The organism is Streptomyces sp. NPDC056161 (genome assembly GCF_042268025.1).
Classification (GTDB): Bacteria; Actinomycetota; Actinomycetes; order Streptomycetales; family Streptomycetaceae; genus Streptomyces.
The window spans coordinates 396,010-410,140 of record NZ_JBHJUV010000002.1; the positions used below are offsets into that span (position 1 = coordinate 396,010).

Below are 14,131 nucleotides of genomic sequence, written 5' to 3' on the forward strand. Positions count from 1 at the left end.
TCCCTCAGTCCGCCGGGGTGTCTGAGACCGCGTCTCGGGCATGGTCCCAGCCGACGAGCTCGCCGACAGCGGACAGGGCGTGGGCTCGGGCGAGCTGATCGGCACGGTCGGTATCGCGGGCGCGGAGGGCGTCCAGCAGCTCATGGTGCTGGTGGTAACGCCGCTCCTGCCCGGCCGTGCGGCCGGTTGCGACCTGGGCGGAGGCGATGCTCAGCCGCTCGGACCGGCTGAAGGCCCGCACCTGCTCCAGGGTTCGGCTCAGCTGCGTGTTGTCGGCGGCCGCCTCGACCTCGCGATGGAAGTCGCGGACGGCGTTGAAGAGTCGCTCGATCTGCTCGGCGGAGAGCGTGCGTCCGGCGTCTCGGTCAGTGCGCAGTGCCTCGGCGGCCTCGTCAGCCTCGTCCAGGTGTCGCTGCATGCGGTCCAGCTGCTCGGGGGTGGCCTTCTGGGCGGCGAAGCGTGCGGCGACTGCTTCCAGGGCGGCTTCGATGGTGCCGCTCTCGCTGCGGACGAGCGGGGAGACAGTGGCCACGCGCAGCGAGCGCGGTCCGGTGCGCTCGACGAGCTGCTCCTGCTCCAGTCGGCGCAGGGCTTCGCGGACGGGTGTGGGGCTGACGCCGAGGCGTTCGGCGAGTCCGCGCTCGGTGATCTTCTCGCCCCAAGCCAGCTCGCCTTGGACGATCGCCGCCCGAAGAGCCTGGTATGCCTGGTCGGACAGGGTCTGCGAGCTGAGTGAGGGAAGCGGCATGGGCGTATTCGATATCTGCTACAGCACATTGTCAAACGTGGGCTGGGATGTTGAGGGAACAGGGCCCTCGGTGGGGAACGGGTCGGCGGTGACGAGGGTGGCGCTGTCGGGGGCGAGGGTGATCTGGACGGTGGCTTCGGGGAGCCTGCGGCGGTGGAGCGCCTGTAGTTCGTGGGGGCCGACCCTGACGGTGTAGAGGTAGTGGTCGCCGAGGAAGGTGGCGCGGGTGATCTCCGCCTGCCAGGTGGGTGCGCCCGGGGCCGCGGGGGTGTCGAGGAGGAGGGCTTCGGGGCGCAGGGCGAGGGTGATCGGTCCGGGCGGCGGCGGGGTGAGCGTGTGGAAGGGCAGGCCGCCGGGCAGGTGAGGGGCTTGCAGAAGCCATGTGGAGCGGTCGAGGTTGAGGGCCGTGCCGGTGATGAAGTTGCAGCGGCCCAGGAATTCGGCGACGAAGCGGTTGCCGGGGCGCTGGTAGACGTCCTCGGGGGTGCCGGCACGGACGATGCGGCCGCCGTTCATGACCAGGATGTGGTCGCTCATGGCGAGCGCCTCGGTCTGGTCGTGGGTGACGAAGACGGTGGTGATGCCGAGGTCGCGCTGCAGTTCGCCGAGCCATTCGCGGGCGCGGTCGCGGAGTTTGGCGTCCAGGTTGGAGAACGGCTCGTCCAGCAGCAGTGCGCTGGGGCCGTGGGCGAGGGCGCGGGCTAGGGCGACCCGCTGCTGCTGCCCGCCGGACAGCTCGTGGGGGTAGGCGTCGGCGCGTGGGACGAGTTCGACCAGTTCGAGGACGTCGGTGACGCGTTGCTTCATCTCAAGCCGCCCGGCTTTGCGGATCCTGAGCGGGAAGGCGACGTTCTCGGCGACGGTCAGGTGCGGCCACAGCGCATAGGACTGGAAGACGACGCCGAGGTCGCGCTGCTCGGCGGGCAGACTGCGTCCTGCGGCGTCGAACAGTACGCGGTCGCCGTGGGCGATGGTGCCTGTGTCAGGGGTGTGGAACCCGGCGATGGACATGAGCGTGGTTGTCTTGCCGCAGCCACTGGGGCCGAGCAGGGTCACGAAGCGGCCGTCGGGGACGGTGAAGTCGACCTGGTCGAGGACTTTGGTGGCCCCGAAGGTCTGAGTCAGCCGGCGGACGGTGATCTCAGGCATGGCGGTGGGCTTTCTTGCGCAGGGTCCAGCCCAGGCCGAGGGCCAGGGCGACAGTGACCAGGAGGACTTGGACCAGGGCCAGGGCGGCGACCGGTCCCGGCAGCCCTTTAGCCCAGGTCTGGAGCATGGTGGTGCCCATGAGTTCGGTGCCGGGCTTGGTCAGGAAGACCACCGGGTCGTAGTCGCTGATCAGGGTTACGAACATCAGCACCAGGACGCTGAGCAGCGCGGGCCGCAGCAGGGGCAGGGTGATGCGGCGGGTGGTGGTCCACCAGCCGGCGCCCGAGGCTGCCGATGCCTTGGCCAGCTCGGGGCTGAGCCGGGCCAGAGCCGGCGCGAGAACGATGTAGGAGAGGGTCATGTTGCGCACGCACAGCGCGACCAACTCGCCCCACAGGCTGGTGCGGAGCATGGCACCAGGCCAGTCCGCGATGAGGAAGAGCCAGAAGAAGCCGACGCCGAAAACGATGCCGGGCGTGGCCCGCGGATAGACAAGGAGAGCGGGCAGGGTGCGCCGCAGCCGGAACCCGGAGCGGTGGGCGATCACGGTGGCCAGGGCGACGAGGACGACCGTGGCGAGGCTGCCGATCGCGGCCACAGTCAGGCTGTCGGTGATGGCGCGGTGCAGGGTGGGGTCGGTCCAGATCTGCCGCCAGTTGTCGCCCGTCCACAGGTGCCAGGGCGCCACCAGAGTAGTCAGGGAGGTGACGTTCGACATCAGGGCCAGGCCCAGCAGCGGGATCGCCGAGGTGAGCGCGACGAAGGCGGCCGATGCGCCGGCGACCGGCGCGCGCCAGCGGCCCAGGTCGATCGGGTGCGCGGGCGGGGTGGCGCGGGTGCCGGCGGTGTAGCGGGTGGAGTGGCGCAGCAGCCGTCCGCGCAACAGCAGGATGCCGGAGGCCACCACCAGCAGCAGGATCGCTCCGGCGGAGACGATCGGCGGGTCGGGGACGGGGCTGTTGGACCAGGAGTCGTAGAGGTAACTGGAGATGAACTGGATGTTCACCGGGCGGCCCAGGAAGAGCGGGATGCCGAGCACCTCCAGGCTGAGAGTGAAGATCAGCATGCCGCTGTCGAGCAGCGCGGTGCGCAGCATCGGTACGGTCACCGTGCGCAGCACGAGGAGGGTGCCGCCGCCCGAGGCGCGGACGGCGTCCTCCAGCGTCCCGTCGGCGCCTTCCAGCACTGCTTTGCAGGTCAGATAGGCGATGGGGAGGGTGACCACGGCGCCCAGCGCCGACATGCCAGGGAGCGAGGTGAGATTCCAGACGGGCAGGTGCAGGTTTCTGTGCCAGAGCTGGGTGAGGTAGCCGGATGGTCCGTACAGCGACTCCCAGCCGACGATCAGACCGAGCGGAGGGATGAGCAGCGGTGCCAGCAGCGCGGGACCGAGCAGGCGCCGCCCCGGGAGGTCGGTGCGGGTGACCAGGACGGCGAAGGCGGCGCCGACCGCGACCGCGGCCGTAGTGGCGCAGGTGGCGAAGACGAGGGTGTTCAGGGCCGCAGTGCGTATGGCGGGGTCGGTGAACAACTGCCGGTAGGCGTCCATGCTGAAGACGCCGCCGGGCAGGTAGTAGGGCTTGGACAGCACCGAGGTGTAGACCAGGGGCGCCAGCGGTGCCAGGGCCAGCACAGCGACCAGGGCCCAGACCAGGTACTGGCCGGGGGCGGCAGGGGCGAGTCGGCGCCGGCCGCGTTGCTGCGGGCCGGCCCGTGAGGGGAGTGTGTCGAGTGTCATGGCGGGTCAGCGGCCGAGGGCCTTGCTCCAGTGGTCGGTGATCGTCTTCTGCTGGTCGACCACGTCCTGTGACACCGGGACAAGGTAGGTCTTCGCGGCGGGGACGTGCTTGGCCAGATCCGCTAGGTCCGAGGTGCAGCCGGTGGCGGGCTTGAAGCCGTTCATCGACGCCTCCATCCCGGCGGCGCACATGACCTGCTGGCCCTTCTCGCTGAAGACGAAGTCGAGGAACAGCTGCGCGGAGGCGGGCGAGGCGGCGCCGGAGGTCTGGCTGATCAGGCGCGGGGTCAGCGGGGTGGCATCGCTCATGTACCCGTACTTCAGAAGGCCCTTGTACTGGGGGACGACGGCCTGGGCGATGCCGCTGGACAGCCAGCCGGTCGTGGCGCCGCCCTGGACCAGGTACTGCAGGCCGTCCAGGCCCTCGTCGAAGGTCTTGGTGTGCGGGCCGAGGGTGTCGAACTGCTGGTAGACGGTGGCGGCGCCCAGGATGTGGATCAGCCCGTAGACCGCCTCGTACCCGAGTGGGTTGTTGGGTGAGTAGCTGACCAGCGGGTTGTGCGACGGATCCGCCTTCACGTTCGCAGTCAGTGCGGCGTAGCTGGTGGGGACCTTCGCTCCGTGGACCAGCTTGGTGTTCCAGGTCACCAGCACCGGGTCGGGCGACATGACGTAGACGCCCTGGCCCTGGTTGGTGAACGCGGGGAACTTGTCCAGGCCCTGCGGGGTGACGTTGGCGAACAGGCCGTTGTGCTCGCCCTGCAGAACCTGGGGTATCGAGTCGGAGATCAACAGGTCGGCACTGCGGGCGCTTTGGGCGTGCTCGGACTGGTACTTGCTGAACACCTGGTTGTCCGACAGCTGCGAGTACGCCGGCCTGATCCATGGATAGGCATTGGTGAACGCGTCCAGCAACGGCTTCATGACCGCGGCGGGTGTGTTGCCGTAGACGATCAGCCCGGACTCCTTGTGGGAGCTGGTCACCAGGTCGGTGACCGCCACCGGGGAGGCCGGCGGTGCGGACGAGGCGGTGGTGGAGCCGCTGGAGCCACCGGACGAACAGCCCGCGAGGGCCGCACCCGCAGCGAGCGTGGCGAGCGCCATCCGGAGGGCGGAGCGGGAGGACCTGGATCGCATGGCAACAACCTCTCTCGTGTGGCATTTGCTATAGCATGTCTGTAAGCAGGGGCATCGAGGATTTCGATGTGTGCTGTTTGCTACGGCAGGATCTCAGCACTGGTGATTCCGGGGTGTCAAGGTCAGCGAAACCCGTCCGTCACCGGACTCCAACCTGCCTGAAATGAGGCGCTTGCGCGAGGGCGGCCCGTTAAGCGAATCGAAAGGTTCGGCTTCCTACCTTCGGCATGCGTGAAAGGTCCGCGACTGCGGGCCGCACCCGCTCGTGGAGGTATCCAGTCATGCAACGCTTCGCCGCATTCGTGATGCGGCATCGGATCTGGGTGGCCGTGGCCTGGGTCGCCGTCACCGTCGTCGGGGTGCTCATGGCGCCGCAAGTGTCCGGCCGTCTCAAGAGCGGCACCACGATCAGCGCCGCCAGCTACACCGCGAACCAGGCCCTGCAGAAGGAGTACGGCGGGGTCGCCGCCCGGCCCAGCGTGCTGGTGGTCGGCCTGCCGCAGGGCACCACCGTGGACAGCCCGAGGGTGAAGGCCGGCCTGGCAGCCGCGGACAGGGTCGCCGCGTCGGTGCCGCAGGTGCGCGACCTGTCCTACGCCAACACCGGGGACCGCTCCCTGGTCGGCGCAGGCGGGACCTCCACCCTGGTGATGGTCTATCCCCCGCATATGGGCGACCCGGTACCGCAGCAGGTGACGGACGCCATGGGCTCTGCGATCACCCACGCCGTTCCGGGGGCCACTGTCCAGGTGACCGGTGTCGAGCAGCTCAGCTCCGGCGGCGGTGCCTCCGGCGGCAGCGTACTGAGTGAGATCCTCGTGGGCATCGGCCTCGCGCTCGTCGTTCTGGCCTGGGTCTTCGGATCCGCGCTGGCCGTCCTGCCGCTCATCTCGGCGATCATCTCGGTGTTGACCATGCAACTTGCCATCTGGGGCCTGACCTACGTCACCAGCATCGCGATCAACCCCTCCGTCCAGTTCATCGTCGCCCTGCTGGGCCTTGGCCTCTCCGTCGACTACGCCCTGCTGCTGGTCAACCGCTGGCGCGAGGAACGCGACGCGGGCGCCGACAACAAGACGGCGGTGATCCGCTCACTGCGCAAAGCCGGCCACTCGGTCGCCTTCAGCGCCCTGATCGCCTCCCTGGGCCTGTTCGCCCTCACGGTCGTGCCAGTGTCGTTCCTCCAAGGCGTGGGCATGTCGGGTCTGTTCATCCCGTCCATCGCCGCCTTGGTCGCGCTGACCGTCGTCCCGCTGCTGCTGTCCAGCGCCGGACCGCGCATGGACAGGATCCGGCTGCGCAAGCGCAAGAGCACCGGCCCGGGAACGATGTGGACGAACACCGCGCAGGCGATCGTCAGGCGGCCCAAGCTCGCCGCCGCCGCGGGCGCCGCCATCCTCGGTGCGCTGTGCGCCTTCGGACTGACCATCAATATGAACCAGCCCGCCGTCACCTCGCTCTCCCCCGCCGGCCCCGCGCAACAGGGCCTGGTCGCCCTGCAGCACGACGGCTTCCCTTCCGGGGTCCTCACTTCGATTCCGGTCCAACTGCCCGCCGGCGCGGACCCCGCCGCCACGGCCGCGACCCTGCGGAGCCTGCCCTTGATGCACGGCGTCCTGGTCGCGGACACCCCCGCCTGGCAGCACAGCGACAGCTCGGTGATCATGGGGCTGCCCAAGACGGAGGTCGGCACTTCCCACGCCCGATCCGTCGTGTCCGATCTGCGCGCCGCTGCCCCGCACGACGCCCTGATCGGCGGCGAGGACGTCCAGAACACCGACATCACGCACATCATGATCCAGTGGCTCCCGGTGCTGCTCGGCGTCGTCGCCCTGGTCACCTTCGTCCTGCTGGCCCGTGGCATGCGCTCGCTGCTGCTTCCCGCCAAGGCCGTCGCTCTCAACGTGCTCTCCGTCGGCGCCGCCTACGGCGCGCTGGTACTGGTCTGGCAACTGGGCTACGGCTCCAACACCCTGTGGGGGATCCCCGCGACCGGATCGATCAGCCCCCTGGTGCCGATGCTGCTGTTCGGCTTCCTCTTCGGCGTCTCGATGGACTACGAGGTGTTCATCCTGGCGCGGGTCCGCGAAGCCTTCGACCGCACCAGGGACACCAACGGGGCCGTGGTCGAAGGCATTTCCCGCACCGGACGGCTGGTCACCAGCGCGGCGCTGATTCTCTTCCTGGCACTGCTCTCGCTGTCCTCCGCCCCCGACGTGACCATCAAGATGATGGCCACCGGCATGGCCGCTGGTGTCCTCATCGACGCCGTGGTGGTGCGCACCCTGCTCACCCCCGCCCTGGTGGTGCTGTTCGGCAGGGCCAACTGGTACCTGCCCGCCTGGGCCGCGAAGGCCCTGCGGATCAAGCCCGCGGCTTCCGTCGAGCATGCGGACATGGACGACCACGACGACGACCTCCTCGACCGCGCCGGGGCTGTGCCGCCGCTGCGCGCCTGAGCGCACCGGTCCACATGGCGGACCCCCGGCACTCCTGTGATCCGACGCCGGGGTCCGCCACTCCCCGCAGCTCACCGACCTCATGCAGCGAGTGGCACACCGGGCACTGGCGCGACGCGGCACCAGTGCCCGGGGGCCGTGCCTTGTGGCCTGCCGCTCCGGACCGAAAGCCCCGGCCATGAAACTGCGTCGTACTCCAGTGATCATCGCCACCGCTCTCGCAGCGGCTGGCGCAATCACCGCCGGTATCTCCGACATCCTGGTCACCGGCACCGCGCAACAGCGCATCGCTCACGCCGTCCGCCACAAGCTCCACCCCAGCGGAGCGGTCACCGTACGGCTCACCGACGCCCTGGCCGGCCTGGACACGCTCACCGGCACCTTCGGCACCGTCCGCGTCACCGCCGACGGCATCCAGCACGCCGGCCTCCGGCTCAGCAACATCGTCGCCACGTTGCACGGCGTCACCACCCATGGCTCCACCACCGGCGGCAGCGCCTCCGCCACCGTCCCCTACACCGCGCTGTCCCGGCATCTGGACGCCGCAGCCGCCCTCATGACCATGGGCACGGACGGCACCGACCTGACGCTCACCACAACCGCGGGGAGTTCCGGCCTGCCGCTGACCGTGACCGCGCGCATCACCACCACCGCCCACAGCATCACCCTCACCCCGACCACCGTCTCCTTCCTCGGCCGGGCCCTGCCCGTCAGCGCCGTGGCCGACACACCCGGCGGCGCCGGCCTTGCCTCGGGCCTGACGCCCCACACCGTCGCCCTGGCGGGACTGCCTGCCGGAGCCCGACTGACCTCAGCCCGCCCCGACCACACCGGCGTCGCCCTCCAGCTCACCATCCCCGCAACCAGCAAGCTGGTCGCCTTGCCGGGCGGCCCCGGGGACGCGGGCTGCACGGCTACCGCGCAGGCTTGAACCATGCGCATCCTCGTGATCGAAGACGACGACACGCTCGGCGCCTCCTTGACCTGGGGGCTGCGTGCCGAGGGCTATGCCGTCGTACTCGCCGCCGACGGCACCGAGGGCCTGTGGCAGGCCACCGAGCACGGTTTCGACCTGATCATCCTCGACGTCATGCTCCCCGGCCTCGACGGCTATCAGATCTGCTCCCGCCTGCGGGAAGCCGGGAACTGGACGCCCATCCTCATGCTCACTGCCATGGACGCCGACCTCGACCAGGCAGAAGGCCTGGATCTGGGCGCGGACGACTACCTCACCAAGCCCTTCGCCTACCCGGTCCTGTTGGCCCACATGCGCTCTCTGCTGCGGCGCGCCGCCACCCCGCGCCCCGCGCTGCTCACGGCCGGCGATCTAACCCTGGACCCGGCCACCCGCACCGTCCGGCGGGCCGGTCGAGCCATCGCCCTCACGCCGGGCGAACTCTCCGTCCTGGAGTACCTGCTGCGCGCGGACGGGCGCGCGGTGCCCAAGACCGAACTGCTGGAACACTGCTGGGACGCGGCCGCGGAGACCGACCCCGCCGTCGTCGAGGTCCGTATCCACCACCTGCGCCGGAAGGTCGACCAGCCTTTCACCCACGGCATCATCGAGACGGTCCGAGGATCGGGGTACCGCATTGACCCGCACCGCCCCTAGCCGCTCCCTGCGCCTGCGCCTGACCGCGCTGGCCACCCTCGTCATCACCGTCACCGTGGCTTTGGCCACCGCGGTGCTGGTCTTCAGCGTGGTCCACGCCGTCCGCAGCAACGTCACCACCACCCTCAACGCCTACGCCGACAGCGTCTCCCGCTCCAGCACCGACGGAACCTGGCCCCGACCGCTTCCCCCCGCCCCCGGCGGACTCGGAGCCTGGGCCCAGGTGGTCAATGACTCCGGCACCGTCGTCGCCTCCACCGCGAACGTCGCCGGCCAATCCGCCCGCTACACGTTGCCCACCGGCAGCACCACCCCGCATCGCACCGCGGCCGCCGGGCAGGCCGACGAGCGCGTCATCGCCCAGCGCCACGTCGCCGGACACGCACCCGTCGTGATCTACGTCGGCGGCTCCACCGAACTGCTCTCCCTGCTGACCAGCGACATCCAGGGCCACCTGCTCTACGTCCTCCCGCTGGGCCTGGCCGGCGCGGTGGGCGTGTCCTGGCTGCTGATCGGACGTACCCTGCGCCCGGTCGAACGCATCCGCGCGGAGGCCGCCGAGATCACCGCGAGCGATCTCCACCGCCGGATCCCCGAACCGGCCAGCGACGACGAGATCGGGCGCCTCGCCCGCACCCTCAACACCATGCTGGCCCGGCTGGATGCCTCCGCAGGACGCCAGCGCCGGTTCGTCGCCGACGCCTCCCACGAGTTGCGCACCCCGCTCGCCGCCGTTCGCACGTCCTTGGAGGTCGGCCTCGCCCACCCCGACCGCGCGCCCTGGCCCGAACTCGCCCAGCGCGCTGTCTCCGAGACCACACGGCTGCAACGCCTGGTCGACCAACTGCTGCTGCTGGCCCGCGCCGACGACACCCTCCTCACCCGCTTGGAACCCGTCGACCTCGCCGCCCTCGCCGCGGCGGCGATCGACGCCGCGCCCGCCCGCCTCCCCGTCGACCTTCACGCCCCCGACCCGGTCCCGCTGCTCGGCGACCCGGACCAGCTCACCCGGCTGATCCGCAACCTCCTGGACAACGCGGACCGCCACGCCCGCCTGCACGTCACGGTCACCGTCAAGGCCGAAGACCCCGGCACGGCCGTCCTCATCGTCGCCGACGACGGCCCGGGCATCCCGCCCGAAGACCGGACCCGGATCTTCGACCGCTTCGTCCGCCTCCAGACCGCCCGCGCCCGCCAACCGGGCCAATCAACCGGAACCGGACTCGGACTGTCCATCGCCCAAGGCATCGCCACAGCCCACGACGGCACCCTCAGCGTCGCCCCCGCCCACTCCGGGGAAGCCGCCAACGGCCCCGGCGCCGCCTTTACCCTCCGGCTGCCCATTGGGACCGACCCCGGCCACCGGCCAGCCCCCGCGCAGCCAAACCCCGACCTGTGATCACCGGCACCCGCCCCGGCGGGCAGTACGCGGGTGTGTCAACTTAACGACCCTGTCTCACATTCGGTGGTGGCGGAGGGTTCGGCGGTCAGCCCGCCACCGTCCGGATACCGCATGCCTCCGGCGTACCAGCCCGGACGGGCCGCGTCACCGGTCCCGACAAAGATCCAGACCTTAAGACGCCGATGTCAGTAAGCAGGTCCAGGGCGCTGCCGAGCAGCGCCAAGCCCAGGCCCCGCCCTCGGGCGGCCTGGGCGACGCCGATCCACCACAGCACCCCGATGCCGACGAGAGGTCGGCCGATGGTGGCCTCCGCCAGGAGTTCCCCGCCTTCACAGACTTCCAGGCGCTTGCCCGGCGGGTCCTCGCAGTCGGTGACGGTGTAGTGCGCGACGTGCGGCAGGCCGGCGATCGGGAGGTCCGCGCGCATGTAACGCCACAGGTCACGGCCGGTGAAACCGGCACCCTCAAGGGCCACCTGGGTAGCCGGGCGGTGGCGGGCTGGCAGGCCCTCCAGGCCGAGGGGCGGACGGCGTCGCGGGGATGTGGGCGCGCAGGCATGGACTCGCTCGGTGCTCATACGGACTCGGCACCCACATGATTACCAGCGGCCATGCCTGTTCTGTGCCCTGGGGACCTGCCGACAGATGGTGACAAGACGTCACATACCAGACTCTGCAGGCGAACCGCCCACCTGGAGACTTCTCAAAGACCCCGGGCGTGACCAGTACGACGATTTCGCCGTTCGTGAGGCGTGGGGAACCGGACGTGGATCGTGGAGGATGAACTGTGGGCGCTGATCGAGCCGTTGTTGCCGCTCTGGCCCCGGAAGGCCCCGGCCCGAAGCCGGTGGTTGACCGGCTGTGCATGCAGGGCATCCTGTACGTGCTCTACAACGACGTCAGCTGGCAACTGCTGCCGCTGGCGCTGTGATCCTTTTCCGGGCAGACCTGCTGGCGACGGCTGGGCCTGTGGCGTGAGGCCGGCGGCCCGCGCCGACGCCGTGCTCCGGTCGGAACGGCTGTCTCAGCGTGGCGGCCGGTCAGCTGTGCGGCGAGCGGACGACGCGTCACCGATGCTTAGCGCGTCGGACGGGAGACCGGTGTCCCCGCGGCATGGCATGCGACTCGGTGCACACCCTTGCGACCGCCGTCATCAGGTGCCGTTGCAGGGGCCCAGCCAGGGTGGCACCGCCCACCGTGGTCACCACCTCGCCGGCCACACGATGCAGCTTCGTGTTCGTGTTCTGGGAGGCGTCGAGCAGCACTTGCCAGGCTTCGTCGGCGCTCAGGGCGAAAGAGGCCATGAGGATGCCGCGGGCCAGGTCGATGGCGGGCCGGGTCTGCAGGGCACGCCGCAGCTGTACCACCTCGACGCGCAGGTCTTCGTCGACGGTCTTCGGCCGCGGGCGGCTTGTCGACGGAACCGAGACGTCTATTTCGGCAGTCGGCCGGCGGCAGAAGAGAGCGCGGGTGTCGGTGAGAGCCAGAACCCGTTCGATGGCGGGGCCGACGGCGACGATTGTGATCGACTTGTCCCGTGACTGCGCATCGTGGCGGGCATTGAGCAGGATATTCAGCGTGGAGCAGTCGCAGCGGTCCACCTCGGAGAGGTCGAGTTCGACGCGGGTGGCCGAACTGTTCAGCGCGCCGGTCAGCGCGTGCTGGAGGTATCGGCAGGAGTTAAGGGTGAGGTCGCCGCTCACCGTGACGAGCATGCGTTCGCCCTCCGCGCGGGGCTCGATGACCGGGTCGTGCGGTGGCGTGCGATGCAGGTCTGCGCGGGTCATGTCGACCCGAACTGTGGACCGCTTCTCGTGCACAGGTTCCGGCATGATTGCCCCTCTGCGTGGAACCCGTCAGTTGTCACTTCAAGCTGACCTTGTCCACAGGCCGTACGTCAAGAGTTACACGAAACGAAGTTCGCTCTTTTGGAAACATGAATTCACGAACATAAGGTTGCGTTATGGATGGAGCGTCTGAGTCGCACTACGGTTGGACGTTCGTGACCAATCACGCCCGAGTGCTGGCTGTTATCGCCGACAAACGCAACGTGCGCATCCGCGACATCGCCCTGCATTGCCGACTCACGGAACGCGCTGTGCAAAAAATCATCTCCGATCTGGAGGAGGACGGCTATCTCTCGCACAGCCGGAAGGGGCGCGGAAACGTCTACCTGGTCGATTCGAGCAAGGTCCTTCGACATCCGGCCGAAGCGGGCTTGACCGTCGCCGCACTGCTGTCGTTGCTCGTCCGGGACGAAGCGGACCGCAATCGTGTCCTCCAGGATGCGCGGCGGAGGTAATGGGGGTGATGCCGGTCGTTCGGGGCCTGCTGCGCAGTTGGCTGGTGTCCTGAGCCGCAAGGGCAGGCGGGCCGCCCGCCGCTGTCCGCGCGCCACGTGCGAAACGGCGGGCGGGTGGCGCTGTAGAGCGTCCGGTGACATCAGCCACCGCGGCCGGCCAACACCTCCTGCGCCGCGGTGCCGTGCAACGCGTCCACTGTCTTCATCTGCGCCGTCGCCCGGTCAAGGAGCCGGTGCAGCCGCGCTTCGTTCAGCCCTCCGGCCACCGGGAGCAGGGCCTGCCACAACTGTTGCTTTCCCTGTATGCCCATGCGCAAGGTCTCCAGCTCGATCAAGTTACTTAGTCCGGAGCGCCGCCAGAAACGGCCGTTTGGCTTCAGCCGGGAGATCTTCTCCGCGGCCCACCCGCCGTACACCTTGTGTCGTCTCGGCGGCACGTGCAGCGACTGCATCAGCGCAAGCAGGCTCAGCCGGTCCTGGGAGACGTCCTCGGCCAAGTGCCTGAAGTCACCTCCCGTGGCCGAGGACTTGTGCTCCCGTGCCATGCGCCACGCCAGATCCTCCCCGAAGGTGGCACCGGCGAGGTGATCATTGAGGTAGATGCTCAGTGCTTTGTATTCCATGATCCTTCTCCGGTCCGGTGATCGTGGAGGGCCTGCGTTCACTGCCGCCGCCCTCACAGGGCGGGGCCGAGGCCGCCGGCCCGGATTCAGACGTCGTAAGGGCGCCGAAACGGGCTGGTGAACCGCAACGGGCTCCGAGTATCCGTTGCGGCCATCTCCAGGAGGGGTGGAGCACGGGGAGGACTTCTCCCGGTCCTCCTCGGCGGACGATGCTCAGAGGGTGGTACGACCAGGCGGTACCACCGTGTTGACAGGTCTGAGGGCGGTGGCGCGCCCGGGACCGTATGTGCCGTCCCGCTCCGGCGACTCGGAACGCCCCGCTTCAGTGGGCGGCTGCTTTCCGGCGGCTTCGAGTGCGCCCGCGGATGACCCACCACTTGCCGACGAAGGCAAACCTGGTCCATTGGTTTCTGCATGAGACTGTGGTCGGGGCTGGGTGAGCCAGGCCACGGCTGCGCCTGTGACGGCGACGGGCCATTCGACCACTCCGGCCACCGCGAGCACCCCGGCCCCGGTGTAGACCGCCAGTCTTCGCCCGCGGGGCGACACCACTCCGATCTTGTCCAGTATGTCCTGGCCTGCCCTGGACACTGTCCCGGCGCCGGGCACGCTTCGTACCGCTGAGGCTGCCGTCCGCAGGGGCGCGGTAAGCATCGAGGACGATCTGTGCTCAACCATGACCTGGCCTCTCTTCCTCGCACTGGTGGCTTGCTTTTGCCCTGCCGAGTGCCCGTTGCCGCGCAGGCCATCCCGCTGGCTGCGCTCTCAGGTGTCAATTTCTCGGCCCGCGTTGTCGTCACGGCGGCGGCGGACGTTGAGGCGCCCCACCTGTGCACCGGCGGCCCTCGCCCGGCTATGGGCCTTCCGGTCGGCATCCGCCACCGATCCCGAGCCGATCCATCATCCGTCTCTGCATGGCGCCGGTCGGCCTCCGGCCGGGGGGCGACCCGGGGCCGGGGTGG

Annotated in this window: 13 protein-coding genes; 6 read left to right on the forward strand and 7 right to left on the reverse strand. The window is 69.5% G+C overall.

Annotation, left to right across the window (positions count from 1 at the left end):
* Positions 1 to 4 precede the first annotated feature (4 nt).
* Genes ACFC09_RS03645 through ACFC09_RS03660 form a run of 4 tightly spaced genes read right to left on the reverse strand, consistent with a single transcriptional unit; the run spans position 5 to position 4,772 of the window.
* Positions 5 to 748 (reverse strand): GntR family transcriptional regulator, encoded by a 744-nt coding sequence (locus ACFC09_RS03645; RefSeq protein ID WP_376523581.1) that lies wholly within the window; start codon positions 746 to 748, stop codon positions 5 to 7.
* An 18-nt stretch (positions 749 to 766) separates the two neighbouring features.
* Entirely contained in the window at positions 767 to 1,897 is a 1,131-nt protein-coding gene (locus ACFC09_RS03650) for an ABC transporter ATP-binding protein (RefSeq protein ID WP_376523583.1), read from the reverse strand.
* Positions 1,890 to 3,635 carry an ABC transporter permease gene (locus tag ACFC09_RS03655; RefSeq protein ID WP_376523584.1) on the reverse strand — a complete coding sequence of 582 codons (1,746 nt, stop codon included), beginning with the start codon at positions 3,633 to 3,635 and terminating at the stop codon, positions 1,890 to 1,892. Before ACFC09_RS03655 ends, ACFC09_RS03650 begins: the two co-directional genes overlap by 8 nt.
* 6 nt (positions 3,636 to 3,641) lie before the next feature.
* A complete protein-coding gene (locus ACFC09_RS03660) occupies positions 3,642 to 4,772 on the reverse strand; it encodes an ABC transporter substrate-binding protein (protein ID WP_376523587.1) in 1,131 nt (376 codons plus the stop codon).
* A 281-nt stretch (positions 4,773 to 5,053) separates the two neighbouring features.
* Here ACFC09_RS03660 and ACFC09_RS03665 point away from each other — a divergent pair, with 281 nt between their 5' ends.
* The 4 genes from ACFC09_RS03665 (at position 5,054) to ACFC09_RS03680 (ending at position 10,242) form a co-directional block, all read left to right on the forward strand.
* Positions 5,054 to 7,231, forward strand: coding sequence for an MMPL family transporter (locus ACFC09_RS03665; RefSeq protein WP_376523589.1), 2,178 nt, complete (start codon positions 5,054 to 5,056; stop codon positions 7,229 to 7,231).
* A gap of 178 nt (positions 7,232 to 7,409) precedes the next feature.
* The gene (locus ACFC09_RS03670) at positions 7,410 to 8,162 is read left to right on the forward strand and encodes a hypothetical protein (protein ID WP_376523591.1); all 753 of its coding nucleotides are present in this window, start codon (positions 7,410 to 7,412) and stop codon (positions 8,160 to 8,162) included.
* Positions 8,163 to 8,165: 3 nt separating this feature from the next.
* Complete coding sequence (locus ACFC09_RS03675) at positions 8,166 to 8,843, forward strand: response regulator transcription factor (protein WP_376523594.1); 678 nt, start codon at positions 8,166 to 8,168, stop codon at positions 8,841 to 8,843.
* On the forward strand, positions 8,824 to 10,242 hold the full coding sequence (locus ACFC09_RS03680; protein WP_376523597.1) for a sensor histidine kinase: 1,419 nt from the start codon (positions 8,824 to 8,826) through the stop codon (positions 10,240 to 10,242). Before ACFC09_RS03675 ends, ACFC09_RS03680 begins: the two co-directional genes overlap by 20 nt.
* Before the next feature lie 88 nt (positions 10,243 to 10,330).
* On the opposite strand, the gene ACFC09_RS03685 is transcribed toward ACFC09_RS03680, so the two are convergent.
* A complete protein-coding gene (locus ACFC09_RS03685) occupies positions 10,331 to 10,822 on the reverse strand; it encodes a GNAT family N-acetyltransferase (protein ID WP_376523599.1) in 492 nt (163 codons plus the stop codon).
* Between the two features lie 209 nt (positions 10,823 to 11,031).
* Here ACFC09_RS03685 and ACFC09_RS03690 point away from each other — a divergent pair, with 209 nt between their 5' ends.
* Complete coding sequence (locus ACFC09_RS03690) at positions 11,032 to 11,175, forward strand: hypothetical protein (protein WP_376523601.1); 144 nt, start codon at positions 11,032 to 11,034, stop codon at positions 11,173 to 11,175.
* A 136-nt stretch (positions 11,176 to 11,311) separates the two neighbouring features.
* Here the strand turns inward: ACFC09_RS03690 and ACFC09_RS03695 are convergent, their stop codons facing one another.
* Positions 11,312 to 12,031 (reverse strand): STAS domain-containing protein, encoded by a 720-nt coding sequence (locus tag ACFC09_RS03695; RefSeq protein WP_376523602.1) that lies wholly within the window; start codon positions 12,029 to 12,031, stop codon positions 11,312 to 11,314.
* A 176-nt stretch (positions 12,032 to 12,207) separates the two neighbouring features.
* Between ACFC09_RS03695 and ACFC09_RS03700 the strand changes: the two genes are divergently transcribed.
* Positions 12,208 to 12,546, forward strand: coding sequence for an ArsR family transcriptional regulator (locus ACFC09_RS03700; RefSeq protein WP_376523604.1), 339 nt, complete (start codon positions 12,208 to 12,210; stop codon positions 12,544 to 12,546).
* A gap of 140 nt (positions 12,547 to 12,686) precedes the next feature.
* On the opposite strand, the gene ACFC09_RS03705 is transcribed toward ACFC09_RS03700, so the two are convergent.
* Positions 12,687 to 13,169, reverse strand: a complete 483-nt coding sequence (locus ACFC09_RS03705; protein WP_376523606.1) for a hypothetical protein — start codon at positions 13,167 to 13,169, stop codon at positions 12,687 to 12,689.
* Positions 13,170 to 14,131 lie beyond the last annotated feature (962 nt).

Bases quoted from the DNA above. Each gene is read 5' to 3' on its own strand.
- ACFC09_RS03645 (WP_376523581.1), bottom strand. From the start codon at position 748: ATGCCGCTTCCCTCACTCAGCTCGCAGACCCTGTCCGACCAGGCATAC.
- ACFC09_RS03650 (WP_376523583.1), bottom strand. From the start codon at position 1,897: ATGCCTGAGATCACCGTCCGCCGGCTGACTCAGACCTTCGGGGCCACC.
- ACFC09_RS03655 (WP_376523584.1), bottom strand. From the start codon at position 3,635: ATGACACTCGACACACTCCCCTCACGGGCCGGCCCGCAGCAACGCGGC.
- ACFC09_RS03660 (WP_376523587.1), bottom strand. From the start codon at position 4,772: ATGCGATCCAGGTCCTCCCGCTCCGCCCTCCGGATGGCGCTCGCCACG.
- ACFC09_RS03665 (WP_376523589.1), top strand. From the start codon at position 5,054: ATGCAACGCTTCGCCGCATTCGTGATGCGGCATCGGATCTGGGTGGCC.
- ACFC09_RS03670 (WP_376523591.1), top strand. From the start codon at position 7,410: ATGAAACTGCGTCGTACTCCAGTGATCATCGCCACCGCTCTCGCAGCG.
- ACFC09_RS03675 (WP_376523594.1), top strand. From the start codon at position 8,166: ATGCGCATCCTCGTGATCGAAGACGACGACACGCTCGGCGCCTCCTTG.
- ACFC09_RS03685 (WP_376523599.1), bottom strand. From the start codon at position 10,822: ATGAGCACCGAGCGAGTCCATGCCTGCGCGCCCACATCCCCGCGACGC.
- ACFC09_RS03695 (WP_376523602.1), bottom strand. From the start codon at position 12,031: ATGACCCGCGCAGACCTGCATCGCACGCCACCGCACGACCCGGTCATC.
- ACFC09_RS03700 (WP_376523604.1), top strand. From the start codon at position 12,208: ATGGATGGAGCGTCTGAGTCGCACTACGGTTGGACGTTCGTGACCAAT.
- ACFC09_RS03705 (WP_376523606.1), bottom strand. From the start codon at position 13,169: ATGGAATACAAAGCACTGAGCATCTACCTCAATGATCACCTCGCCGGT.